Origin of the sequence: Pseudomonas sp. GM18 (genome assembly GCF_000282195.1) — a bacterium.
GTDB lineage: Bacteria > Pseudomonadota > Gammaproteobacteria > Pseudomonadales > Pseudomonadaceae > Aquipseudomonas.
The window spans coordinates 134,292-158,984 of record NZ_AKJT01000022.1; the positions used below are offsets into that span (position 1 = coordinate 134,292).

25 protein-coding genes are annotated in these 24,693 nt (G+C 57.9%); 16 read left to right on the forward strand and 9 right to left on the reverse strand.

Going from position 1 to position 24,693, the window contains the following annotated elements; all coding sequences use genetic code 11:
- Positions 1-135: 135 nt before the first annotated feature.
- On the forward strand, positions 136-1,032 hold the full coding sequence (locus tag PMI21_RS24035) for a peptidoglycan DD-metalloendopeptidase family protein (RefSeq protein ID WP_007934510.1): 897 nt from the start codon (positions 136-138) through the stop codon (positions 1,030-1,032).
- A gap of 34 nt (positions 1,033-1,066) precedes the next feature.
- On the opposite strand, the gene PMI21_RS24030 is transcribed toward PMI21_RS24035, so the two are convergent.
- The 3 genes from PMI21_RS24030 to phoB form a co-directional block, all read right to left on the reverse strand.
- Positions 1,067-2,407, reverse strand: coding sequence for a hemolysin family protein (locus PMI21_RS24030; RefSeq protein WP_007934513.1), 1,341 nt, complete (start codon positions 2,405-2,407; stop codon positions 1,067-1,069).
- Positions 2,408-2,530: 123 nt separating this feature from the next.
- Complete coding sequence (gene phoR / locus PMI21_RS24025) at positions 2,531-3,817, reverse strand: phosphate regulon sensor histidine kinase PhoR (protein WP_238541198.1); 1,287 nt, start codon at positions 3,815-3,817, stop codon at positions 2,531-2,533.
- 75 nt (positions 3,818-3,892) lie between these two features.
- Positions 3,893-4,582 (reverse strand): phosphate regulon transcriptional regulator PhoB, encoded by a 690-nt coding sequence (phoB, locus tag PMI21_RS24020; RefSeq protein WP_003229608.1) that lies wholly within the window; start codon positions 4,580-4,582, stop codon positions 3,893-3,895.
- Between the two features lie 152 nt (positions 4,583-4,734).
- Here phoB and PMI21_RS24015 point away from each other — a divergent pair, with 152 nt between their 5' ends.
- Complete coding sequence (locus tag PMI21_RS24015) at positions 4,735-5,118, forward strand: COG4315 family predicted lipoprotein (RefSeq protein WP_007934516.1); 384 nt, start codon at positions 4,735-4,737, stop codon at positions 5,116-5,118.
- 96 nt (positions 5,119-5,214) lie between these two features.
- Here PMI21_RS24015 and ubiA read toward each other — a convergent pair whose 3' ends face one another.
- Positions 5,215-6,105 carry a 4-hydroxybenzoate octaprenyltransferase gene (gene ubiA, locus PMI21_RS24010; RefSeq protein WP_007934517.1) on the reverse strand — a complete coding sequence of 297 codons (891 nt, stop codon included), beginning with the start codon at positions 6,103-6,105 and terminating at the stop codon, positions 5,215-5,217.
- Positions 6,105-6,668 carry a chorismate--pyruvate lyase family protein gene (locus tag PMI21_RS24005; RefSeq protein WP_007934518.1) on the reverse strand — a complete coding sequence of 188 codons (564 nt, stop codon included), beginning with the start codon at positions 6,666-6,668 and terminating at the stop codon, positions 6,105-6,107. Before PMI21_RS24005 ends, ubiA begins: the two co-directional genes overlap by 1 nt.
- A 200-nt stretch (positions 6,669-6,868) precedes the next feature.
- On the opposite strand from PMI21_RS24005, the gene PMI21_RS24000 reads away from it, so the two are divergent.
- The 3 genes from PMI21_RS24000 (at position 6,869) to PMI21_RS23990 (ending at position 8,672) form a co-directional block, all read left to right on the forward strand.
- Positions 6,869-7,036 (forward strand): rubredoxin, encoded by a 168-nt coding sequence (locus PMI21_RS24000; protein ID WP_007896465.1) that lies wholly within the window; start codon positions 6,869-6,871, stop codon positions 7,034-7,036.
- Positions 7,037-7,055: 19 nt separating this feature from the next.
- Positions 7,056-8,204 (forward strand): NAD(P)/FAD-dependent oxidoreductase, encoded by a 1,149-nt coding sequence (locus PMI21_RS23995; protein ID WP_007934519.1) that lies wholly within the window; start codon positions 7,056-7,058, stop codon positions 8,202-8,204.
- Between the two features lie 192 nt (positions 8,205-8,396).
- Entirely contained in the window at positions 8,397-8,672 is a 276-nt protein-coding gene (locus PMI21_RS23990; protein ID WP_003213368.1) for an HU family DNA-binding protein, read from the forward strand.
- An 88-nt stretch (positions 8,673-8,760) separates the two neighbouring features.
- Here the strand turns inward: PMI21_RS23990 and PMI21_RS23985 are convergent, their stop codons facing one another.
- The 4 genes from PMI21_RS23985 to tssI form a co-directional block, all read right to left on the reverse strand.
- Complete coding sequence (locus tag PMI21_RS23985) at positions 8,761-9,156, reverse strand: DUF6124 family protein (protein WP_007934520.1); 396 nt, start codon at positions 9,154-9,156, stop codon at positions 8,761-8,763.
- 386 nt (positions 9,157-9,542) lie between these two features.
- Positions 9,543-10,247 carry a DUF2931 family protein gene (locus PMI21_RS23980; protein WP_007934521.1) on the reverse strand — a complete coding sequence of 235 codons (705 nt, stop codon included), beginning with the start codon at positions 10,245-10,247 and terminating at the stop codon, positions 9,543-9,545.
- Positions 10,234-10,884: a DUF2931 family protein gene (locus tag PMI21_RS23975; RefSeq protein ID WP_007934522.1), complete on the reverse strand. Its 651-nt coding sequence runs from the start codon at positions 10,882-10,884 to the stop codon at positions 10,234-10,236. Before PMI21_RS23975 ends, PMI21_RS23980 begins: the two co-directional genes overlap by 14 nt.
- A complete protein-coding gene (gene tssI / locus PMI21_RS23970) occupies positions 10,877-14,308 on the reverse strand; it encodes a type VI secretion system tip protein TssI/VgrG (RefSeq protein WP_007934523.1) in 3,432 nt (1,143 codons plus the stop codon). Before tssI ends, PMI21_RS23975 begins: the two co-directional genes overlap by 8 nt.
- A gap of 845 nt (positions 14,309-15,153) precedes the next feature.
- Here tssI and tssA point away from each other — a divergent pair.
- The 11 genes from tssA (at position 15,154) to tssG (ending at position 24,686) form a co-directional block, all read left to right on the forward strand.
- Positions 15,154-16,710, forward strand: a complete 1,557-nt coding sequence (gene tssA / locus PMI21_RS23965) for a type VI secretion system protein TssA (RefSeq protein ID WP_007934524.1) — start codon at positions 15,154-15,156, stop codon at positions 16,708-16,710.
- Between the two features lie 32 nt (positions 16,711-16,742).
- Entirely contained in the window at positions 16,743-17,246 is a 504-nt protein-coding gene (gene tssB / locus PMI21_RS23960; protein ID WP_007934526.1) for a type VI secretion system contractile sheath small subunit, read from the forward strand.
- A gap of 28 nt (positions 17,247-17,274) precedes the next feature.
- The gene (gene tssC, locus PMI21_RS23955) at positions 17,275-18,750 is read left to right on the forward strand and encodes a type VI secretion system contractile sheath large subunit (RefSeq protein ID WP_007934527.1); all 1,476 of its coding nucleotides are present in this window, start codon (positions 17,275-17,277) and stop codon (positions 18,748-18,750) included.
- A gap of 12 nt (positions 18,751-18,762) precedes the next feature.
- Positions 18,763-19,170, forward strand: coding sequence for a type VI secretion system baseplate subunit TssE (gene tssE / locus PMI21_RS23950; RefSeq protein ID WP_007934529.1), 408 nt, complete (start codon positions 18,763-18,765; stop codon positions 19,168-19,170).
- Between the two features lie 34 nt (positions 19,171-19,204).
- Entirely contained in the window at positions 19,205-19,582 is a 378-nt protein-coding gene (locus PMI21_RS23945; protein ID WP_238541194.1) for a hypothetical protein, read from the forward strand.
- Positions 19,583-19,625: 43 nt separating this feature from the next.
- Positions 19,626-20,129: a PAAR domain-containing protein gene (locus tag PMI21_RS23940; RefSeq protein WP_007934534.1), complete on the forward strand. Its 504-nt coding sequence runs from the start codon at positions 19,626-19,628 to the stop codon at positions 20,127-20,129.
- 4 nt (positions 20,130-20,133) lie between these two features.
- Positions 20,134-20,985 (forward strand): hypothetical protein, encoded by an 852-nt coding sequence (locus PMI21_RS23935; RefSeq protein WP_007934536.1) that lies wholly within the window; start codon positions 20,134-20,136, stop codon positions 20,983-20,985.
- Positions 20,986-20,987: 2 nt separating this feature from the next.
- Positions 20,988-21,353, forward strand: coding sequence for a hypothetical protein (locus tag PMI21_RS23930; protein WP_238541195.1), 366 nt, complete (start codon positions 20,988-20,990; stop codon positions 21,351-21,353).
- Positions 21,354-21,447: 94 nt separating this feature from the next.
- Entirely contained in the window at positions 21,448-21,903 is a 456-nt protein-coding gene (locus PMI21_RS23925) for a hypothetical protein (RefSeq protein WP_033063809.1), read from the forward strand.
- A 24-nt stretch (positions 21,904-21,927) separates the two neighbouring features.
- A complete protein-coding gene (gene tssF / locus PMI21_RS23920; protein ID WP_007934543.1) occupies positions 21,928-23,715 on the forward strand; it encodes a type VI secretion system baseplate subunit TssF in 1,788 nt (595 codons plus the stop codon).
- On the forward strand, positions 23,679-24,686 hold the full coding sequence (gene tssG, locus PMI21_RS23915; protein WP_007934545.1) for a type VI secretion system baseplate subunit TssG: 1,008 nt from the start codon (positions 23,679-23,681) through the stop codon (positions 24,684-24,686). The genes tssF and tssG overlap by 37 nt, the downstream gene beginning before the upstream one ends.
- Positions 24,687-24,693: the final 7 nt, after the last annotated feature.

The window sequence follows — 24,693 nt, forward strand, 5'->3', positions numbered from 1 at the left end:
CGGATGGGACGCAGAGCGTCCCTTGCTGCATTCCCACGCAGAGCGTGAGAACGATCATTTGAAACATCTGTCGACTACGCAGGTCAATTTCTGCTGCTAGGCTCCTTCCCAGGCCTACTCAACAGAATTTTGCCCATGCTCGCGCGCCTACTGTTTTTCTGTGGTCTTTTCATGGCCTCCACCTCGGCTGTGGCCATGACGATCTACAGGTCCACTGATGCCAGTGGCGTGGTCTCTTACAGTGACCGCCCCACCAAAGGCGCGAAGGTGTTCGTTTTTCGCGACCGAATGGTCGAACACCTTGAGCGGCAGGTGTACCTCGACGTCAAGAGGATGAATGGCATCGACAGCGTGTTCGTGCGCAACGACCTGTATGCGCCGGTCGAGATCGAGTTGAGTTTCGACGGGCTGCAGAACGTCAGCGGTGCGCCGAGCCGACCGATCCGTCGGGTGATGCCGGCGCGCAGTAACCTTCGCCTGGCCCTGCTCACGCCGACGAAGGCCGGAAGGCCGATTGTGTATACCCCAAGGTTCGAATATTCCCTGGGCGACCCCTCAGGGGCTGCCATGGCCTATCGATATCCGTTGCCCTGGCGTGGTGGGCCGTTTCGGTTGACCCAGGGCGCCAATGGTCAATACAGCCATTACGGGCCGAAGAACCGTTATGCGATGGACATCGCCATGCCCGAAGGCACGCCGATCATCGCGGCGCGCGGCGGGGTGGTGGTGAAGACCGAGAATGGCCAGACCGGGCGCGGCAACGATCCGTCGGGCAATTTCGTGCGGGTATTGCACGATGACGGGACCATGGGCGTGTACCTGCACCTCAAGAAAGGTTCGGTCTGCGTACGGGAAGGTCAGCGGGTGGTGGTGGGCAGTGCGCTGGCGCTGTCGGGCAACACCGGCAACAGCAGCGGCCCGCACCTGCACTTCGTGGTGCAGCGCAATACCGGGTTGGGGCTGGTGTCGATTCCGTACCAGTTCAATCAACCGGTGGGGGCGTTGCCCAACTTTGCGTTGGGCAAGAAGTGAAGGCCACAAGGCCCGCTCACCACCGAAAGCACGCTTAATCGAGCATCAACACCTTGGCCAATATGATCTTCGGCCCTTTCATCTTTTTGATGATGATCCGCAAACCTTCGACTTCCAGCACTTCTTCCTCTTCCGGTACCCGTTTCAGGGTTTCGTAGACCAGCCCGGCGAGGGTTTCGGCTTCGATGTGGTCCAGGTCGATGCCCAGCAGGCGTTCCACCTTGAACAGCGGCGTATCGCCCCGCACCAGCAGCTTGCCCGGCTGATACGCAAGGATTCCGCGTTCAGCCTTGCGGTGTTCGTCCTGAATGTCGCCCACCAGCACTTCCAGCACGTCTTCCATGGTCAGGTAGCCGATGATGTTACCGTCGGCTTCCTCGACCACGGCGAAGTGCGAGCCGCCCTTGCGGAACTGTTCCAGCAGTTGCGACAGCGGCATGTGCCGCGACACGCGCTCCAGCGGCCGGGTCAGTTCGGCGAGGTTGAACGACTCGGGAATGTGATCCAGGGCAGCCAGTTCCAGCAGCAGATCCTTGATGTGCAGCAGGCCGACGAACTCCTGGCGCTCGCTGTCGTACACCGGGTAGCGGCTGAACTTGTGACGACGGAACAACGCCAGGATTTCCTTGAGCGGAGCGTTGAACTCAAGCGTGACCAGGTCTTCCCGGGAGTTGGCCCAGTCGACCACTTCCAGTTCGCCCATTTCCACCGCCGAGGCCAGTACGCGCATGCCTTGGTCGCTCGGGTCCTGGCCACGGCTGGAGTGCAGGATCAGTTTCAGTTCTTCACGGCTGTAATGGTGCTCGTGGTGCGGGCCGGGTTCACCTTGCCCGGCGATGCGCAGGATCTGGTTGGCGCTGGCGTTGAGCAGGTAGATGGCCGGGTACATGGCCCAGTAGAACAAGTACAGCGGCACCGCCGTCCACAGCGACAGCAACTCGGGTTTGCGGATGGCCCAGGATTTCGGCGCCAGTTCACCGACCACGATGTGCAGGTACGAAATGATGAAGAACGCCGTGAAGAACGAAACCGCCTTGACCACTTCAGCGGAATCCACGCCCACGGCACTCAGCACAGGCTCCAGGAGGTGCGCGAACGCCGGTTCGCCGACCCAACCCAGGCCGAGAGAGGCGAGGGTGATACCCAATTGGCACGCTGACAGGTAAGCATCGAGCTGACTGTGCACGGTGCGCAGGATGTGCCCGCGCCAGCCGTGCTGTTCAGCGATGGCTTCGACTCGGGTCGAGCGCAATTTGACCATGGCAAACTCTGCCGCAACGAAAAAGCCGTTGAGCAAAACCAGGATCAGAGCAAAAAGAATCATGCCGAAGTCGGCGAATATTGTTGCGAGGGTCAAGCCAGGGGAAGGGTCCATGATGGAGTTTTGCGGGTTCCGTGTATTCAAAAGGAAAGAAAAAAGTGCGCCTGAAGGGCAGGCGCAAGTCAGCCAATGTAGCGGCTGACTGGTCGATTGCCTAGTGGTGAGTGCTGGCCGGTATCAGTCGGCGGCGCTGATAACGCGGGATTTGGTGACCTGGGCCGGCGCAAAATGGCAGGTAAACGTACTGCCATGCCCCGGCACACTGCTGATTTCCATGCGTGCCCGGTGGCGCAGCAACACGTGCTTGACGATGGCCAGGCCCAGCCCGGTGCCGCCGGTGTTGGAATTGCGGCTGGAATCGACGCGATAGAAGCGTTCGGTCAGGCGCGGCAGGTGTTTGCTGTCGATGCCGATCCCCGAATCCTGCACGCTCAGGTGTGCGCCTTGCTCGTCACCCCACCAGCGAATGCGGATATTGCCCTCGGCCGGGGTGTATTTCACCGCGTTGAACACCAGATTGGAAAACGCACTGCGCAGTTCGGCTTCGCTGCCCTTGAGCAGAATCGTCGGGTCGGCTTCCAGGGTGATGCGCTGATTTTTCTGACCCGACAGCTGCTGAGCATCGCTCTTGATCGATTGCAGCAGGCTGTCGATGGACACCGGCTGGTTGTCCGACGGGTAATCGGTGGCTTCCAGTTTGGCCAGCAGCAGCAAATCGTTAAGCAAAGTCTGCATGCGCCCGCCTTGCTGCTGCATTTGCTGCAGGGCACGGGTCCAGCGCGGATTCACTTCCTCGACGTTATCGAGCAGGGTTTCCAGGTAGCCGCAAATCACCGTCAGGGGTGTACGCAGCTCGTGGGACACGTTGGCGATGAAGTCTTTGCGCATCTGCTCCAGCTGATGGATACGCGTCACGTCGCGCACCAGCATCAAGTGCTCGTTGTTGCCGTAGCGGGTGATGTACAGCTGAATGCGCAGGCGATCGTTGATCGGCGACGGAATTTCCAACGGCTCGGCGTAGCTGTCCTGCTCGAAGTATTCCTTGAAGCGTGGATGGCGCACCAGGTTGGTCACGGGCTGGCCGCTGTCCTGAGGGGTCTTGAGACCCAGCAGGGTTTCAGCCGCGCGGTTCCACCACTCAAGGTTACCGTCGCTGTCGAGCATGATCACTGCGTCTTTCAGCGCGGCGGTGGATTCCTGGACCCGGTCGATCACCGCTTGCAGGCGCCCGCGTACCCGTTGGTCGCGGCGTTGCAGGTGATAGATGCTGTCGAACACTTCGCCCCACAGGCCATAGCCGTCGGGCGGTGCTTCATCGGGTTGGTGCAGGCGCAGCCATTCGTGCAGGCGCAGCAGCTGTTTGAGGGTCCAGGCCAGGTAAACACCCAGGCCCACGGCGAGGCTCCAGCCGTAGTAGCCGGAGATCAGGCCGATCACCAAACAGGCGGTGACCAGCAACAGCATGTGGCGAATCAGGGTGCCATGCCAGTTTTGGTTCACGGAAAATATGCGTCCTTGTCAGCAAGTCTGGCGGTCGGCTCAGGCCTTGGTGGAAAACCGGTAGCCGGTGCCGCGCACGGTTTGTACCAGATTTTCGTAGGCATCGCCGAGGGCTTTGCGCAGGCGACGGATGTGCACGTCGACGGTACGCTCTTCGACGTAGACATTGCCGCCCCAGACCTGATCCAGCAACTGGCCGCGGGTGTAGGCACGTTCCTGGTGGGTCATGAAGAATTGCAGCAAGCGGTACTCGGTCGGGCCCATCTCGGCGGGTCTGCCGTCGATGGTCACGCGGTGGCTGATCGGGTCCAGCAGCAGGCCGCCGACTTCGATCGGTGCTTCGCCATCGGTCGGGCCGGCGCGGCGCAGCACGGCTTTGAGGCGCGCAACCAGCTCACGGGGGGAAAACGGTTTGGTGATGTAGTCGTCGGCGCCGACTTCCAGGCCCTGGATCTTGTTGTCCTCTTCGCCCTTGGCGGTGAGCATGATGATCGGGATATCCCCGGTCAGCTCATCGCGCTTGAGGCGGCGGGCCAACTCGATGCCGGAGGTGCCGGGCAGCATCCAGTCGAGCAGAATCAGGTCCGGTTTGCGGTCGACGATAATGGCATGGGCCTGCTGGGAATTCTCCGCCTCCAGGCAGTCATAGCCGGCCATTTCCAACGCAACGGCGATCATTTCGCGAATGGGCGCTTCGTCGTCGACGATCAGAATGCTCCTGCCAACCATGCCTTAATCCTCTTGTCATTTAACTGTCTTGCGCCGCATTAGATAACGGAATTATTGCAGTCGTGTGACAGTATTTTAGCTGCCCTGCGATTGTCGCGATCCTGAACTAAGCTCTAATTCCGAATCCTGACAACCACAAAAGGAAGGTTTCCATGAATCACATTGTTCAATCCTGGAAGGTCCTGCTGGTCACTGCTGCGCTAACGCTGCCGTCCCTGGCCTTCGCGGCAGAACCGGCCATGATGAAAGGCGGCATGATGGTCGATCAGAAGGGCATGACCTTGTATACCTTTGACAAGGACAAGGATGGCAAGTCGATGTGCATGGGTGACTGTACGAAGAATTGGCCGCCGATGATGGCTCCGGCGGGTGCCAAGGCCGAAGGTGAATGGACGATCATCAAGCGTGATGACGGCATGATGCAGTGGGCTTACGACGGCAAGCCGATGTACACCTACATGATGGACAAAAAACCGGGAGACATGAAAGGCGACGGCATGATGAAAATGTGGCACGTGATTGGCGAACACAAGTAAGTGATTTGCCGCTTTGTAAACAGTCTGCGGTAACTCCTGCGGGATGAATGCCATTCCCGTGTAGGAGCTGCCGCAGGCTGCGATCTTTTCGAATCTTCAACGCAACGCGTAATCCAGCACAATCCCCACAAAGATCGCCAACCCCGCCCAGTGGTTGTGCAAAAACGCCTGGAAGCAGCGCATCCGGTCCTTGCCGCGGGTGTACCAGAACTCCCAGGCAAAACAGCCCGCCGCCACCAGCAACCCAAGGTGGAACCAGCCGCCTAGATGGAATTTCGAACCTGCCAGCAACAGGCAACCCAGCGCCAGGCCTTGCAAGGTCAGAATAATGGCCCTGTCGGCGTCGCCAAACAGAATCGCGGTGGATTTCACCCCGATCTTCAGGTCGTCATCGCGGTCGGTCATGGCGTAATAGGTGTCGTAGCCCACGGTCCACAGCAAGTTGGCGATCCACAGCAACCAGGCTGTCGCCGGCAACTCACCGGTCTCGGCGGTGAACGCCATCGGCATGCCCCAGGAGAACGCCGCGCCCAGTACCACTTGCGGGTAATAGGTGTAGCGCTTCATGAACGGATAACTGGATGCCAGGGCCAAACCGCCCAGTGACAACCAGACAGTCGCCGCGTTGGTGCACAGCACCAGCAAAAAGCTCACGCCCATCAGCACCGCGAAGAACACCAGGGCTTCTTTTGAACTGATCTTGCCGCTCACCAGCGGCCGTTGCTCGGTGCGTTTCACATGGCCATCGACCTTACGGTCCGCCCAATCGTTGATCACGCAACCGCCGGCACGGGTCAACACCACGCCGAGCACGAAAATTACGATATTGGCCAGTGACGGCGAACCTTCACCAGCAATCCACAGTGCCCACAACGTCGGCCACAGCAGCAGGTAAATGCCGATCGGCTTGTCCATGCGGGTCAGCTGAATGAAATCCCAGGCCCGAGGATTCACGCGGTTCAGGGACTTGAGCAGGTTCTGGTACATCAGCAGTTCTCCGGATGCGCGCGGGCGGCGCTCCACAGGGTCGGCAGGAAAATCTCGGCCACCAGCACGCTCAGAGCGCCACGGTCGAAACGCGAGCGCCGGCCCCACAGTTCAGGCGCCTGAGCCTCCATCGGCAACCACGCTTGAGGATAGTGACAAACCTCGATGGCCCGGCGCTGAAATGCCTGATCGCAAAACAGCAATTCACCCAGGGAGCGGCTGCCCAACTCGTCCATGTGCAATCCGTCGCCCTGCAACGCGCTACGCGCCGCCACGCTGCGGGCAAACACCCAGGCTTCACCGTGGCCGCGCAGATACACCTCGCGCACCCAGCCTTCGCTGCCTTCGGCCAGCTCCAGCGCGGCACATTCGTCGGCGCGCAGCGATTGCCAGCCTTCGAACAGCGGCGTGACGCTGAAACCGTCATTCGACAGGCGGGTCAGGCGCCGGGTCAGCGACCCTTCATCGAACAACCAATCGAGCGTAGACGTGTCGGGGAGGGGCGTCAGTTGGCTTTGTGGGAGCCAGAGCGGCGTCGGGGAGGGGGCTTTTGAGTGCGGCACAGTGAGTCATTATTGGCAGCAAATGAGGCGGCGAGCTTACCATGTCAGGCGGCGATTTTGATTGATCCGGCCTGCCGTTGCGCCGAACAGGCTTGCATCTGCCGGGCCCGATCAGTACAAAACGCCCTGAGCCGTACGGCAACGCTTCACCCATCGACCGTTCGCGCCGGCAAAAGCCTGAATCCCGAGGAAGTACCTGAATGAAAAAGTGGCAATGTGTGGTCTGCGGCCTGATCTATAACGAAGCCGAGGGCTGGCCGGACGACGGTATTGCGGCGGGCACACCGTGGCAGGACGTGCCGGAAGACTGGCTGTGCCCGGACTGCGGCGTGGGCAAAATGGATTTCGAAATGATTGAAATCAACTAAGACAAGCAAGGAGCAAGGAATGAACGCACCTGTCGTGATCGTAGGCACTGGGCTGGCTGGCTACAACCTGGCCCGGGAGTTTCGCAAACTCGATGGCGAAACCCCGCTGCTGTTGATTACCGCAGATGACGGACGCTCCTACTCCAAGCCGATGCTTTCCACCGGCTTCGGCAAGAATAAAGACGCCGATGGCCTGAGCATGGCCGAACCGGGTGCCATGGCCGAGCAGTTGAAGGCCGAAGTGCGCACTCACACGCGCATCAGCGGCATCGATCCGGGCCATAAGCGCCTGTGGATCGGCGAAGAATCGGTGATCTACCGTGACTTGATCCTGGCTTGGGGAGCGGAAACCGTGCGGGTGCCGATTGAAGGCGACGCGGCCGATGCCGTTTTCCCGATCAACGACCTTGAAGACTACGCACGTTTTCGTGCAGCCGCGGCCGGCAAGCGTCGGGTGTTGCTGCTGGGTGCCGGTTTGATCGGCTGCGAATTCGCCAACGACCTGATTCTCGGTGGCTACGAAGTGCAACTGGTTGCCCCCTGCGAACAAGTCATGCCAACCTTGCTCCACCCGGCGGCGGCCGCTGCGGTCCAGGCCGGCCTGGAAAGCCTGGGCGCGCGCTTCCACCTCGGGCCGGTGCTCAACCGCTTGCAGCGAGTAGCTGACGGCCTGGAAGCGCATCTGTCTGACGGCCAGGTCATCCCTTGCGACGTAGTGGTGTCGGCCATCGGTCTGCGTCCGCGCATCGACCTGGCGGCCGCTGCCGGGGTGCAGGTCAATCGTGGCGTGGTGGTCGACCGCCACCTGAAAACCTCTCACGCCAACATCTACGCCCTGGGCGATTGCGCCGAGGTCGACGGGCTGAATCTGTTGTACGTCATGCCCCTCATGAGCTGTGCGAGAGCGCTGGCCCAGACCCTCGCCGGAAACCCTACGGCGGTGAGTTATGGCCCGATGCCGATCACCGTGAAAACCCCGGTCTGCCCATTGGTGGTTTCGCCGCCGCCACGGGGCGCGGAGGGCGTCTGGACGGTCGAAGGGCAGGGCGCGGACATCAAAGTGCTATGCCGCGACAGCGCCGGTAAATTGCTGGGCTATGCCCTGACCGGCGCGGCGGTGATGGAAAAACTCGCCCTGAACAAAGAACTTCCGGCTCTGTTGGCGTAAATGCCGGTCGTTCTGTCGGAATCACCCCGTTTTTGCCCCCACAAAGGTCGCGGGGAGACTGGCGCCGCTCTTGCGCGCATGCCATCCTCATTCCCGTCTGCCGCAGAGTAGAGCACCTGCGGCGCCTTGGGCGCTGTTCCAACGAGAACAGCACGGACATAACAACAAAAAACCGTCAAAGGGGCTTCACTCATGCGTAAACCAGAACTCGCCGCTGCTATCGCGGAAAAAGCAGATCTCACCAAAGAACAGGCCAACCGCGTTCTCAACGCCGTTCTCGAAGAAATCACCGGCGCTCTGCATCGCAAGGATAGCGTCACGCTGGTGGGCTTCGGCACCTTCCTGCAACGCCATCGCGGTGCCCGCACCGGCAAAAACCCGCAAACCGGTGAGCCGGTAAAAATCAAGGCCAGCAACACTGTTGCGTTCAAGCCAGGCAAGTCGTTGAAAGACAGCGTTAATCCTTAATACACACCGACTTCCCGCCTGGCGGGTGAGCGGGATAAAAAATGGGCATGCCAATGAGATTGGGTGCCCATTTTTTCTGTCTGGCGGATCAGCCGACTCGGCTTTGTTTCCTGGCGAGAATCGCTGCTATTTCCGGCTCATTCAGGTGATCCAGCGCTCGCTCTACCAACAAATGCACTCCGTCGGCCAGGCGGCTGAGCGCCAGGACTACAGAGCGGCGTGAACCGTCCACATCGTCGGCGAGGTCAACGGCGATGGCGCTGATGGACAGTAGATCTTCTGAGGCGTTGGCAAGGAGGGCTTCAGTGTTGATGCCCGGGCAGACGCTGAAGAGTTGGCCATTGCGTTTCGGTGGTTTTGGTTCGGCTGGCGGGAAGTGATGGGCGAGGGCGCGCTCGGCGGCATCGTTGAGTTTTTTTGAATCGGGGCTTTCGTATGGGGAGACCGGATCGGTGTCCGGTGGGTTAGGTGTGACCTTGAACATGATCTTCAATTCCTTGAGTGATGCTGACACCACTTCGCCGACTAAACGAAGGGGTGGCGGCTGTACGCAGGTTAGTCGGACCGGGGAATTGAAGAAGCCGGCGCACCCGAAGGTGCCCTACGCACAGCCACCATCAAATGCAGATAGGAAATACCTGTCTGACGGATACTTGTGCAACTTCAATTACCAGCGAGCGACTAAACCCGATCACTGATGGGCAGTGACGGGAATCAAGTTACCGACCGGCCCCAAGGCGCACAAGCCGGCGGATTCTGGCGTACCCGTAAGCAACGACGCAAGGTTTTGTAGCTTGCAGGACGTAACCTTGAGGGTGGTTAAACAAGTGTTGTCGGGCAGTGTTTAACTACCGGGAGTGTTGTCATGCCTTACCAACTTCCGTAGGGAATTCCGAACTTTTCTATGTAAGTTCTGGATGTCTCAGACAAGGGCCGGTGCTTGCCACCGGATTTTCCTTCATAGGGACCTCTTGGGTTAATGGTTCCTTCGACTCGAGCAATTTCGACCGACTTCAGACAAGGACCGCCCAGCCAGACCTTGGCAATACCGCCTGGCGCCAAGCCAATCCCAATGTCGTCGCGGTAGTCGGTGATCCATTTACCATCAGCTCTGCAGAAGGTTTTTTCAGGTTTGCGCATGATATCCCTTGCTGATTCGGGGATGACGATATAAGCCTCGTAAGTTTGCGGCTCTGCCAGCGATTGCCAGCGCACGTAGATCAACCGTGGTAGATCGGCCCCCGTGACATGGCGTCCCTTCCCTCCACCGTTACTGCTGACCCATCCTTTGGCAATGCCCTGATTATTCGCTGGCTTTGGCACAGAGGCGATACCTCCTCCCGCACCTCGGAATACTCGCTCCTGTATATCCACCACGTCTGCAGTTTCAATCCAGACCTCCATATAAGCTGGTGCTGAAAAGCCCAGGAACCAAGGTAATTTCTTGTCCGATTGCGCGAAGCTTTGCGAGCAGAAAGCCAACAGCAACCCAACCAGCAGGCCGGCGTATTTTTTGATTGGTTTGGCCGATTTAATGCTTGGCGAGGCCGCGAGGTAGTTGTTACCAAGAGCCATAAGGAATCCCGAACTTCTCGATATAGGCTTTGGATGCTTCTGACAGAGGACGATGTTTGCCGCCGGATTTGCCTTCATAAGGGCCTTTCGGGTTGATTGTTCCGAGCACCCGCGCAATCTCGACTGACTTCAGGCACGGGCCGCCGAGCCAGACTTTGGCAATGCCGCCGGGCGCCAGACCAATCCCGATATTGGCTCGGTAGTCGGTGATCCACTTGCCGTCTGCCTTGCAGAAGGTTTTTTCAGGTTTGCGCATGATTGCCCGTGCTGATTCGGGGATGACGATGTAGGCCTCATAGGTTTGCGGTTCTGCCAGCGATTGCCAACGCACATAAATCAGACGGGGCAGATCGGCACCAATGACGTCACGCCCGGCACCCCTACCGGGGCTTTTGGGCCAGCCGGCGGGCTTCCCCTTGTTGTCGCTGGGGGTTAGAACCGATGCGATCCCGGAGCCGGCTCGACGAAAGACGCGCTCCCGGATATCCACAACGTCCGCTGTTTCAATCCAGACTTCCATGTAATCCGGAGCTCCGAAGCCCAACGACCAAGTTTCGTCGTAGCTTGATTGTGCGAAGCTTTGTGTGCTCGCGACCAACAGCAATCCTAAAAGTAGACCAGTGACGCAGTTACTCATGCGGATGTACCACTCGTTGGTTTTTTTTGGCTGGTCGATTGATAAAAACAATGTCCATGTCGCTGCTGTTAAAACCTTTGGCCGCGTTCCAGTTAGCGGAGATGTGGATGTAGCGACTGCGTAACAGTGCTCTTTCTTCAACCGTCAGTCCTTCGGTCTTTGTGTCGCCAAAGGCATAAGCCTGTAGCTTTTTGTGGATGGGTTCCAAATCGGAAGGTAGGGCTAGTTTCGGGTCATTGGCATCGATAAGGTCAAACGGAACATCGTGTCTAACTGCCAACTCACGCATGATCCGTAAATACACCAGCGACAGTTCGCCGCGCACCGGGCGTTCAATAGCAGCCGCCGCAAAAACCTTCTTTTGTGGGTCGGTATTGGACTCACCTTGCCCTTTTGATTGGGGCAACGGTCTTTCCCAAAGCGCCACTTTGAGTTCGTTGCCCGGACCGTCGAAGTCGATTACGCCTTTTTCATACCAGGCAAAGACTTCCTTTTCGGCGGATAGGAAAGCTGCACTCCGATTCGGTGCCATGCTCTGGCTCACGGTGCTTGTAACGGGTTTACCGAGCAGGAGTTTTTCCTTAGCTCTTGGCAGGTAGCCGCCGCCGAGATCCGAGTGCACACCGGGCAAAATCAGGTCTGCGTCACCGAGGCTATTGAGGGCGAAGTTTTCACGGACTTCATCTCGAGCGACCAGATGCACGACCTTATTGGCACAGTCATCGGGGAGTTTGAGATTGACATAGGGGTTTCTGCTGTTGGCGCCACTGAAGTCGAACAATCCAGGGTTGGCGATAGCCGCCACAGTATCGAACAGGCCAATGAAGTTGATGGTGACATCAGTTTTGAGGCGCCAGTTGAATTTGCTGGACAAGACGGGGGAGCCGGTCGGCAGTGATTTCGCAAGAATGTTGTGCTCGCCCTGGAGCACTTCGTTTGCAAAGTGCCGCGCGGCTGCCGCACCTCGGCTGAAGCCGAAAATATCGAATTCAATCCGATCAATTTTCACCCCTGGGTTCTTTTCATCCAGTCGGCGTATCTGTTCCATGATCAGCGTTGGACTCTGCTCGACTCGGGCCACCACCCCTGTCTCGCCCAGTCCCGTTGCTTGGGAGTAAAGTGAGTCTTCACCACCGCTCGTGGTCCCGATGCCATCAACATAAATGGCGATCGAGGTCTTCGTTGCTTTTGGCAGCAGCGTTTCGTCCACTCGGTCTTCATAGAGTTTGTAAAGCCGCACAATATTGCTCACATCATTCCCATAACTATTGTCCGGCGAGCTCCCATTACCGTCGTACCCATAAGCAGCGCAATGCTTTTGTATTTCCTCGGCGGCTTCTGCGAGGTTGGCATCCGGTGCATAGCACGCCGCTACGGTTTCGCTGTTGGCTTTGTTGTTGCCGGTCCCATCAAAAAACACCCCGATCCGCAAAGTAATCCCTTCTTCTTCAACCTCTTCCTCTTCTTCTTCCAACTCATCCTCTTCCAATGGCGCAGGCGCGACAGACGCCAATAACCCCGCGACTGTCCCCGGCAACAACGCATGCGCCGCCATCCCCGCCACCGGCGAACCACCGTCCTCAATCTCGCTACTGCTGAAAACCCCGTCAGCATCGATCACGATATGGTGACCACCCGCCTTCAACGTAATGCTGGCTCCCCCGTCCAGCACAAGACTGGCCCCAGCCTTGATATGAACGTGCTCGCCAGTCTCAACCACCAGCGTTTCGCCGATCCGGGTGTGGCTGCTTCCGTCGACTTTCAGATAGTCGCTGGCCTTCAACTGAACCTTACGATCCGCCGTAACAGTGCGATGTTCTTCAGCGCCGAGCACCGCGATGCTGTTGCCCTTGATGGTTTCCCGGCGCTCATTGCCCACGTCCAATCGGCTGTCGTTCTCGACCTTCTGCGTCATATCCCGCTCGGCACGCAGGTAGATCAACTCCTGCCCGGCGCGGTCTTCAATCGACAATTCGTTGTAACCGCCCGTGCTGGGGGAGCTGTGGCTTCGAAGTACGGTTTTGGTTTTGTTCTCGGGTAAGGGGTAGGGCGCCGGCGTAACCTTGTTGATCAGGCAGCCGGTTATCAACGGATTATCGGGATTGCCTTCGAGGTAGGTGACGAGCACTTCCATGCCGATGCGCGGAATGGTCACCGCGCCGAAATGGTCCCCCGCCCAACTGGATGCCACCCGCAGCCAGCAACTGCTGTTTTCATTGTTGCGCTCAGCCCGGTCCCAATGAAATTCGACTTTGACGCGACCATATCCATCGCAGTAGATCTCTTCACCGGCAGGCCCGGTGACGCGGGCGGTCTGGCAGACCAGCGTCGGTCTTGGTGCAGGCATCGGTGGCCGATAAAACACGTCCCAGGGAATCGCGCTGAAGCGGTTGCGATAGCCCTGGGTAAAACCGTCCTCAGGTTTGGCGGCGCTGGTAACTGACTCTTCAAGCACCTGAGGTTGTTTTCCAGAATGGGTGACACTGAGCAGCAGCCATAGATCGTTATACGTTGCGCGCGGGTGTTCGGTGAGGCTGAAGAAGTGGCCGCTGCGCAGAGATGGCTGGTCGCTTTCGCCCTCCGCCAACTGGTAGTCGGTACGGTGTCGTTCCAGCGCTTGTTGGGCGAGCTGTTTACCGCGCTTCTCGCTCTCGAAAAACAGCGGGTAGCGATAGTCTTCAAGCTCAGGGCTGAACTCGGCGGTGAAACGGCTTTCGACCAAGATGTCCGGGTGTTTCAGGTCATAGTGCCGGCGAGTGACCGTGCTGGGTCGGGTGCTGAACCCCAGGGAAAACTGGCTGACCACCGGGTGCTCCGCGACCATGCCCGAATCTTGCTGATAAGGGGTTTCGCCCTGCTTGGGGAAGGCGGTCTGGTCGTCGGTGAACACCAACAGATGGCCGTCCCGGGAATGCTCGTGATGCCAGGCGATGCCGTCCTCGGCGCACAGCCGCTGGATGAACGCGTAATCACTTTCACCGTATTGAGTACAGTAATCGCGCTCGGGGCTTGTCCTGACGTGGAAGGTGAAAGCATCGGCGTGGATGCCATGCCTCTTGAGGACCTTGGCGATGATGTGCGGCACCGTCTGGCCTTGGAAAATCCTTTGATCGTGGCTGAACTGCAAGTAGTGCAGCGCCGGTACCAGGGTCAGGCGATAGCGGGTCAGGCGTTTACCGATTTCTCCCGCGAACACCTCCTCGATACGACCATGGATACCTTCGCCGTTCAGGCCGAATTGGAGAAATGCAGGCTGGCTGAGCAGACTCTCCAGATCGAAATCGGGGTATTCGCTGACCAGGTCGACGTGAATTGAGTACAAGGCGCTGATGGTTTCAGTGCCATCAAAGGCCAGCACTTTAAAATCGTTGCGAACCGTTGGGATCACAAGGGTGAAGTGGGCAGCATTGGCTGGGGCGAACATGCGCTTATCCTTTTGCTTTTCCGTGGCTCGTCCATAAGCCGAATAAGAAAACAGAGTGCGATGCCCAAGCCATATCTGGCCTGAGCAAACGCAAACTGCCAAGCACGCTAGCAAGAGGGCTAAAGATTGAATGTCGGACGCCTCCAGAAAACACGTCAGAGTTTTCCGCGTTTCATAATGTTGCGTCAGCGATCAGGAATGGGAGGGAAACTGGATGGTCTGCGTTTTGGGAATCAAGCCTGTCGTTCGGGATTTAATTCGTACTACTTCATTTATAGGCGGCGTTTTGTGACTCAACGCTTGGTAGCCGTTCTTAATCGCCGTCAGTAATGGACTGGTTTATGTATTCCGTAATGCATGGCCACGTTTGGGGATTGGGTTGAAGTATAAGATGCCATCATTTTGATGGCACTTTTATTAATTCTTCGCTACCTCTTTTCGTTTTTTCATAGATGACAGCAACATTTAGGAGGATTCCTACATTCATCCACATTTAATGTTGGCATGCTCCACACCTGCCACAGGGAGGAAGTCATCCATGATTAAACGAAATTTCGCCGACTGCTCTAGCCCTTGGGTTTCGAGGCGAGTCCGGAGCTATTCAGCATTGTTCAGATTTAGGGGAATCCCCTGTCTGATATAAGGAAATCTCCTACGAGAAACAGAGAACACTTCGTCTTGTTGTTTAATTGGATGCTTGCTAGTGGCCATCATTGTGATTACGATGCGCGCACTTGAAAGAGCACGAACTCAATTGGATGAGACTCATCGCAGCTCTTTGATACTGTCCGGCGCCATTGCAACTGCAATGGCCGTATGACCGTTATCCTAATTAAAGGCCATGGATGTCCTACTCAAGCAAACTTTCTGCCCATTACCTTGAACTCGCAAAGGCCTCTGTTTCCCAAGAGAGTTTCGCGGGCGAGGATGTTCGCTTTTCGAGCGAATACGAGGCATTGGAAAGCGAGCTGGCCAAAGCCCAGTCCATGCACGAAAGCGGTCAGATCGACTGGCTGAAAATCCGCGAAAACAGTGAAAACCTGCTGCGCACTCAATCCAAGGATTTGCGTGTTGGCGCCTGGCTGACCTGGGCGTTGTACCAGCGTGAATCTTTCCAGGGGCTGCTGGCCGGCCTCGGTTTGCTGCACCACCTCTGTGAAAACCATTGGGCCGAGGTTCACCCGAACAAGGCCCGCACCCGCTCCGCCGCCATCAGCTGGTTGGTGCCGCGTCTTGAACAGGTGCTGAACGAAAACGTTGCGATCAAAGAGCAGCTGCCGCTGTTCCGTCGGCTGGTCGAGCATCTGGAAGGCCTCGACGCCGCGTGCACCGAGCACTTGGGCGATGACGCGCCATTGCTGCTGCCGATCTCCCGCCGCTTGAAAAACATGGTTCAGCGCGCCGCCGACAACCAGCCGGAGCCCGGTGTGGTGGGCGCCGCAGTGGCCCAGGTCAAGCAGGCCGCGACCCAGCTGTTCACCCCCGGCGCGCCGATCGACAACGAGAAAGAAGCCCACAAGGCCCTGCGTGCCCAGCAGGAAAGCGCCCGTCCGTTGTGCGCCTGGTGGCTCAAGCAGAAAGCCACCGACCTGCGCGCCCTGCGCCTCAATCGTACGCTGCTGTGGCTGCCCATCGACGCGGTGCCCGAGCGCAATGCCGAACAGATCACCGTCCTGCGTGGCGTGCCGGCAGACAAACTCAAGTCCTATCAGGACCGCTTCGACCAAGGGAAATACGCTGATCTGCTGGTAGAGCTGGAGGCGAGCCTGGCGAAGGCGCCGTTCTGGTTCGATGGCCAGCGAATGGTCTGGGAATGCCTTCAGGGGCTGAACGCCGAGATGGCAATGCGCGAAGTGGAAATCCACTTCGCGCTTTTGGTTCAGCGCCTGCCCGGCATCATCGAGTTGCGCTTCCACGACGGCGCACCGTTCGCCGACCCGGCCACCCGCGCCTGGATCAGCGCCCACGTCATGCCGCACCTGCAAAGCGCCAGTGCGCCGCGCAAGGTCGAAGTTGCCGATAACCAGCCGGCCTGGGAACTGGCCCTGGAAGAAGTCATGCCGATTCTGCGCAAGGACGGCCTCAAGGCCGCCGTGCAGATCCTCAAGCAGGGCCTGCAAAGCGCCCACGGCGGGCGGGTTCGGTTCTTCTGGCAGTTCGCCCTCGCGCGGCTGTGCTTCATGGCCAAGAAATACGAACTGGCCAAGACCCAACTCGAAACCCTCGACCAAACATTACAGGACTCAGGCCTGCACGCCTGGGAGCCCGATCTTGCGCTGGAAGTGCTGCATTTGCTGCATAGCTGCTGCGAGTTGTTACCGCAGAACCATGCAGTGCGTGAACGCAAGGAAGAGATTTATCGCAGGCTGTGCCACCTCGATCTCGAAGTGGTACTCGAATAGGCCCCAGGGCCACAACCGCAAGGAGAAAAGCCATGGCCAAAGAAGGCTCGGTAGCCCCCAAGGAACGCATCAACGTCACCTTCAAACCCGCCACCGGCGGTGCTCAGGAAGAGATTGAACTGCCGTTGAAACTACTGGCAATCGGTGACTACACCCACCGCAAGGACGAACGTAAAGTCGAAGATCGCAAGCCGATCAGCATCGACAAAATGACCTTCGACGAAGTGCTGGCCAAGCAAGAGCTGAGCCTGACGCTGAGCGTGCCGAACCGTCTTCAGGAAGAAAGCGACACTGAAGAACTGGCCGTGCAACTGCGCGTCAACTCGATGAAGGACTTCAACCCGGCATCCTTGGTCGAGCAAGTGCCTGAGCTGAAAAAACTGATGGAACTGCGCGACGCGCTGGTGGCCCTCAAAGGCCCGCTGGGTAACGCGCCTGCGTTCCGCAAAGCCATCGAAGGCGTGCTCGCCGACGACGAATCCCGCGGTCGCGTACTGGGTGAGCTGGGCCTGAACGCCGCAGCCCAGGACGCTTGAGTCCCCATCAGCCAAGGAAGCCAACACAATGAGCACTAGCGCAGCACAGCAAAAGAGCAACGAGAGCGGCGAATACAGCATTCTCGACAGCATCATCGCCGAAACCCGCCTGACCCCGGACGACGAAGCCTACGACATCGCCAAACGCGGTGTGTCGGCGTTCATCGAAGAGCTGCTCAAGCCGCAGAACAACGGTGAGCCGGTCAAGAAGGCCATGGTCGACCGCATGATCGCCGAGATCGATGCCAAGCTCAGCCGCCAGATGGACGAAATCCTGCACCACCCGGACTTCCAGTCCCTGGAATCGTCGTGGCGTGGCCTGCAGTTGCTGGTCGATCGCACCAACTTCCGCGAAAACATCAAGATCGAAATCCTCAACGTCTCCAAGGACGACCTGCTGGATGACTTCGAAGATTCGCCGGAAGTAATGCAATCGGGCCTGTACAAGCACATCTACACCGCTGAATACGGTCAGTTCGGTGGTCAGCCGGTTGGCGCGATCATCGCCAACTACTACATGTCCCCAAGCTCGCCGGACGTGAAACTGATGCAGTACGTGTCCAGCGTAGCCTGCATGTCCCACGCGCCGTTCATCGCGGCTGCCGGCCCGAAATTCTTCGGCCTGGAAAGCTTCACCGGCCTGCCGGACCTGAAAGATCTGAAAGATCACTTCGAAGGCCCGCAATTCGCCAAATGGCAGAGCTTCCGCCAGTCGGAAGACTCCCGTTACGTTGGCCTGACTGTGCCGCGTTTCCTGCTGCGTAATCCGTACGACCCGGAAGAAAACCCGGTCAAGTCGTTCGTGTACAAAGAAACCGTCGCCAACAGCCACGAGCACTACCTGTGGGGCAACACGGCCTACGCGTTCGGCACCAAGCTGACCGACAGCTTCGCCAAATTCCGCTGGTGTCCGAACATCATCGGCCCGCAGAGCGGTGGCGCGGTTGAAGACCTGCCGTTGCACCACTTCGAAAGCATGGGCGAAATCGAGACCAAGATTCCTACCGAGGTTCTGGTTAGCGACCGTCGTGAATACGAACTGGCCGAGGAAGGTTTCATCTCCCTGACCATGCGCAAAGGCTCCGACAACGCGGCGTTCTTCTCCGCGAGCTCGGTGCAGAAGCCGAAGTTCTTCGGCATCAGCGCTGAAGGCAAGGCTGCAGAGCTGAACTACAAGCTCGGCACCCAACTGCCGTACATGATGATCGTCAACCGCCTGGCTCACTACTTGAAAGTGCTGCAGCGCGAGCAACTCGGTTCGTGGAAAGAACGTACCGACCTCGAGCTGGAACTCAACAAGTGGATCCGCCAGTACGTGGCCGACCAGGAAAACCCGAGCGCCGAAGTTCGTGGCCGTCGTCCACTGCGCGCAGCCCAAATCATCGTCAGCGATGTTGAAGGCGAGCCGGGCTGGTACCGCGTCAGCCTGAACGTGCGCCCGCACTTCAAGTACATGGGTGCCGATTTCACCCTGTCACTGGTTGGCAAGCTGGACAAAGAGTAAGCGGAGCGACTCATGACTGGATACGGCAGCCTTTTCGAACGCCTGGGTGGCGACGCGGACAAACGCGTCGGCTGGAGCCGCGAGGTTTCCGCCATGGCGTCGGTGGCTGCCCATCTGGCCAAGATGCTCAGCACCCGTGCGGGCAGCGTGCAAACGCTGTCCGATTACGGGCTACCCGATCTCAATGACATGCGCCTGAGCCTGCACGACTCCCTGAGTCAGGCCCGCCTGGCCATCGAAAGCTTCATCGAAGCCTACGAACCGCGCCTGAGCAACGTGCGTGTCATCTCCCTGCCGCGTGACAACGATCAGCTTCGCCTGTCCTTCAGCATCGAAGGCCTGCTGGAAGTTGATGGTTTCAAGCGCCAGGTCAGTTTCGCCGCGCGCCTGGATGGCAGCGGTCAAGTAAAGGTCAACTAGGGATATGCGATTGAGGGTTCTAAGTACGTTGGCAATGATCGTGCGTCGCGCTTTGCTGCTGATCGCCCTGACTGCCGCTGCCCTGGTGTTGGCTGCCTGCTACATGAAAGTGACGGCTTCAAGGCTCGCTCACGTGTACTCCACAGTCTGGAACGAGTCCGGGACTTGTTACATCAACTCCTACATTCCGCAGTATTCGGCTCTGGGTATTCCCGGAAAGATCTTCCGTCTTTTCACCAGTGAAGCCTTTTTCAGGGTGTACGCAAAAGACGGCACGTTGTTGAAGTCGTCTGAATGGTTGATTTGGCAGAACGAATTCACGACGGATGAACGGGCTCAATGGGTGAACGCTCATGCGATCTATCCGACAGCGACGGGTTACGAGGGCTGGAAAATTCCAGTGTGTGGTTGAGCAATGAACAGTCATCAAGCCAAGGTCAATTAAGGAGAGCCCAATGTCAGGAAAACCCGCAGCACGCGTATCCGATCCCACCGCTTGCCCGCTCCCCGGCCATGGCACCAACCCGATCGCCGCCGGTTCCGGCGACGTGTTCTTCGACGGCCTCGCGGCCGCCCGCCAAGGCGATGCCTCGGCGTGTGGTGGTGCGATGGTTGGCGATTTAGCAACGACCGTTTTGATCAACGGTAAACCGGCGGCCACCGTCGACTCAGTCGGCACTCATGGCAATAAGGTTACCGCCGGGTCTTCGACTGTGATTATCGGAAACTCGCATTCGCCGGTGCCTTTTGTGCCGCCGTTACCTGTGATTATTCCCGGAATATTCAATCGTGTTTTTGCCTTCAAAACTGCCAGTGGACAAATGGTCGAGGGGCTGAACTATAGAATAGTTTCCGAAAGTGGAATCGAGAAGTTTGGTACTGCGGTAACCGGAACGTCCGCCTGTTTCTCAACGGGACAGAAACCTGAGCCTGTCTCGATTTTTGTAACATCGGAGTAATATTTTGGAAACGATTGTTGAAGTTGGCGGCGTGCCTTATACCTTCGTTACCGAAGACGGTGTTACTGCGTTAAGGCTTGATGACAAAACGACGGCCAGCAACGAAACGGATCTAGGAGTTTTGAGCCTCCCTGAGATTTGGTTGGTGACTCGTTCTAATGGCGTACCTCTATTCGCTGTAAAACCAGATATCTGTGATAAGCCTTTTCGCATCCTGAGCGCTGAAAAGTTATACGCTGAAAAGATTCAGTGGTTTGAACCGCTGGCCGACTTCTATCGCGAGCGGTTATGGGTAAACCCCAAAAGCAGTGTAGAAGGGTCGGAAGTGTACGACGCTTATCGACAACATACATGGCAATCAATTATTGATTTTGCAATCGTAGACAGGCCATCGATTGTTTACTATAGAAATCTTCCGGGAGACTGGAAGAAACAACCTGAAGGTGGGGCGAAGTATCTTCTTTGTCTCGTTGAAGGTGATCCTTACTGGACAGATGGACTGGGACAAATTCCATTCGCAGTGGATACCTTCCGTAAGTATTGGGAGGAAACCCGCGAGGTTGATTCCGCAATCAGGAAGACTGGCCAGACCGGCCTTGACTGGGCAGACGGAACGCTCGGCGGCAGCGACGATGGCAGCAAGAATGTCTATGACAACTTCATAATTATCAGGGCCTGTTTGTGGGCTTCCGAGAACTTTGAGCTGGTGCTCGAGAAAAGAGCCATGAGCGGTCAAAGATTCGGGATTGGCGGTGCGACAATCGCAAGCACAGTGTTCAAGCCAGCCTCTAATGTACGGTTCAAGACGTCGATTGACGCTGGCCTGTTGGCAAAATATAAAACATGGGAAGCGTGATTGTGAAAGTTCTCGTTGGTGCCGTTATTTATTTGCTCGTTGGCGTCTTGTATTTTTATGTGCACGATATTGGTGTTGTTTATTACAAGTCGCATGTGGGCTTTACAGACAGGGGGGTCGCAATAGGTGGTACCGCAGAGCTGACATTTTATTTTTTTATTCTGATCAATTTTATCGTTTTCTTTATTCCTAAGGTTTTGTTGAAGTTGCTGGTGATAGCAGGAATGCTGGGTGTTGTGTTGTTTTATTTCTTACCAGACAACCCGGTGCGAGCATTTGCCTATGGTGGTCTTACTACCAGTATGAGTGTATTGGCGCTTGTGCTGCGCTTGAAGATTGAGCGGTGGCGCTCTCGAAGTTTTGTTTAAACGGGCCGTAACATGAACGGAATTGATTTCGCTCTTGCCTGGCGACGGTATTGCCGGTTGGCCCTGCTGGGGCTCCAGGGATGGTGGTTCACTCATGATCGACGTATCAGGCGAGATGCGCATGCTTAGCCGCGCGCAGCTGGGTTTCTTCATGGCTGCCTTGTGGTGGCCATTGCTGGCGGTACTGGCGATTTCTTCCTATGCCCTGTGGATTGGCGAGTATTCAACGTTCGATTCATCCCAGACCTATTGGCAGTACCTGTTGTGGTGGGGCATTCCTGGGCTATTGGCGTTTTCGCTGTGGATGTCCCGAGGCGCCAAGAACCGAAACGAGCAACAAGCGCTTCGGATGGTTTGGCTCGCGCCTTTGAAATTCATCCCCTTTTACGCCGTGCCATGGATGATTTATGGCCTGGGGTGTGTGGTCGCCGGGCCGTGTGCTGAGGCTTACATGGCGTACGGTTGGATCATGCTGGTGCCTTACCTCCTGATTGCCGGTTACGTCTGTGCCGGTCTGACAGTCGCGCTCTACAGGACAGTTTTTTCATGAGTTCCACTACCAGGCAGGTAACCCGTGTCCTTTAACCACTACTACCAAAGCGAACTCACCGCACTTCGCCAGTTAGGTCGTCGTTTCGCCGAGCGTAGCCCGGCATTGGCGCCTTTTCTCGGTCAGGCCGGGCGGGATCCGGATGTGGAGCGGTTGCTGGAGGGCTTTGCCTTTCTGACCGGTCGCCTGCGCCAGAAGCTCGACGACGAGTTGCCGGAGCTCAGCCATTCGCTGATGCAGCTGCTGTGGCCGAACTACATGCGGCCGCTGCCGGCGTTCAGCATTTTGCAGTTCGACCCGTTGAAGCGTTCCGGGCCGGCGTTGAGGGTCGAGCGTGATACGCCGGTCGAGAGTGTGCCGGTCGATGACGTGCGCTGCCGTTTCCGTACGTGCTACCCGACCGAGGTGTTGCCGCTGGATCTGGCTGCGCTGAATTACTCGGTGAAGGGTGACGGTTCGCTGTTGAGCCTGCGCCTGGAGATGAGCGCGGATGGTCACCTCGGCGAGCTCGAGCTGAGCCGTCTGCGTCTGCACTTCGCCGGTGAGCGCTACATCAGCCAGATGCTTTACCTGAGCCTGTTGCGCAACCTCGAAGGCATTGAGCTGATCCCGCTGGACGGCGCCGGCAAGCCCATCAACGGCGTAAGCGGTCAACCGATGGCGTTCAAGATGCCCGGCGACCGCGTGCAGCCGGTGGGTTTTGCCGAAGAAGAAGCGTTGATCCCGTATCCGCTGAACACCTTCCGCGGCTATCGCTACCTGCAGGAATATTTCGCCTTCCAGGACAAATTCCTCTTCGTTGATATCAACGGTCTGGACCTGCTCAAGGCGCTGCCGGAAGACACCCTCAAGCAGATGCGCGGCCTGGAATTGCGCTTCGATATTCGCAAGAGCGGCATCATGCGGATGCGTCCGACCCTGGATAACGTGAAGCTCTACTGCACGCCGATCGTCAACCTGTTCGAACACGATGCGCTGCCGATTCGCCTCGACGGCAAACAGGACGAATACCTGCTGTTACCGGCCGAATACGACCTGGAAAACTGCGGTGTGTTCTCGGTGGAAACTGTCACTGGCTGGAAGCCCGGGGGTCTCGGTTATCAGGAATACGTGCCGTTCGAATCCTTCGAGCACGACCCGAGTTTCGACGTGCCCAACAGCCGTCCGCATTACAGCATCCGCCAGCGTTCGTCCTTGCTGCACGACGGCCTCGACACCTACCTGAGCTTCGGCATCCGCCACACCGAAGCCCACGAAACCCTGTCGATCGAGCTGATGTGCACCAACCAGAACCTGCCGCGCAAGCTCAAGCTCGGTGACATCTGCATGGCCTGTGAAGAGACGCCGGAGTTTTTGAGCTTCCGCAATATCACCCCGGCCACCTCGAGTTTCGCGCCGCCGCTGAACCGCGACTTCCTCTGGAAGCTGATCAGCAACATGTCGCTTAACTACCTGTCGCTGGCCGACGTCAACGCGTTGAAGGTGATTCTCGAAACCTACGACCTGCCGCGCTACTACGACCAACACGCAGAAAAAGTCAGCAAACGCCTGCTGGGCGGGCTCAAGTCGATCAAGCACCAGCATGTCGACAGATTGCACCGAGGGTTGCCGGTTCGCGGGTTGCGCACCGAGCTGACCATCGACCCGGAAGGGTATATCGGCGAGGGCGACCTGTTCGTGTTCGCTTCGGTTCTTAACGAGTTTTTCGCGCTTTACGCCAGTCTCAATTCGTACCACGAGCTGCGGGTAAAAAGCACACAGGGAGAGGTGTACCAATGGACACCACGTATGGGCCTGCAGCCCCTGCTTTAAGCGGGCTGACCCGGGTAATACGCGAGTACTCGCTGTTTCAGGCCGTGCTGCTGGTGATTGACCGGCTGCGCGATGCGCACCCGTACCTGAGCGAAGACGACCTGTACGACCAGCTGGAATTCCAGGCCAACCCGAGCCTGGGTTTCCCTGGCAGTGACGTCGATCGCGTGGAGTTTTTCGAAGAGCACGGGCAGATGCGCGCGCGCCTGCGTTTCAACCTGATCGGCCTGGTCGGTTCCGGTTCGCCGCTGCCTGCGTTTTACGGCGAGCAGGCCCTGGGCGACAGCGAAGACGGCAACCCGACCCGTAATTTCCTCGACCTGTTCCACCATCGCCTGCAACGGCTGATGCTGCCGATCTGGCGCAAATACCGCTACCGCGCCAGTTTCCAGAGCGGCGCGCTCGACCCGTTTTCGGCGCAGCTGTTTGCCCTGATCGGCCTCGGTGGCGAAGAGATCCGCAAGGCCCAGGAACTGAACTGGAAACGCCTGCTGCCGTACCTCGGCCTGCTCAGCTTGCGGGCGCACTCGGCGGCGTTGATCGAAGCGGTGTTGCGTTACTACTTCAAGCACGCCGAGTTGACCATCGAGCAGTGCATCGAGCGCCGCGTCGAAATCCTCGACGAGCAGCGCAATCGCCTCGGTCGCGCCAACAGCATGCTCGGCGAAGACCTGGTGCTGGGCGAGCACGTGCGCGACCGCAGCGGCAAATTCCGCATTCACATCCGCGAGCTCGACTGGCAACGCTTCCACGAATTCCTGCCGATCGGTTTCGGCTACCAGCCACTGTGCGCGCTGGTGCGGTTCACCCTGCGTGACCCGCTCGATTACGACATTCGCCTGGTGCTGCGCCAGGAAGAAATCCGCGAACTGCGCATCGGTGAGCAGAACGCCTGTCGCCTGGGGTGGACCAGTTGGCTGGGCCGCGAAAAAGCGGACGGCGTGGTGACCCTGGGCAGCAAAATTCATTAAGGACAGA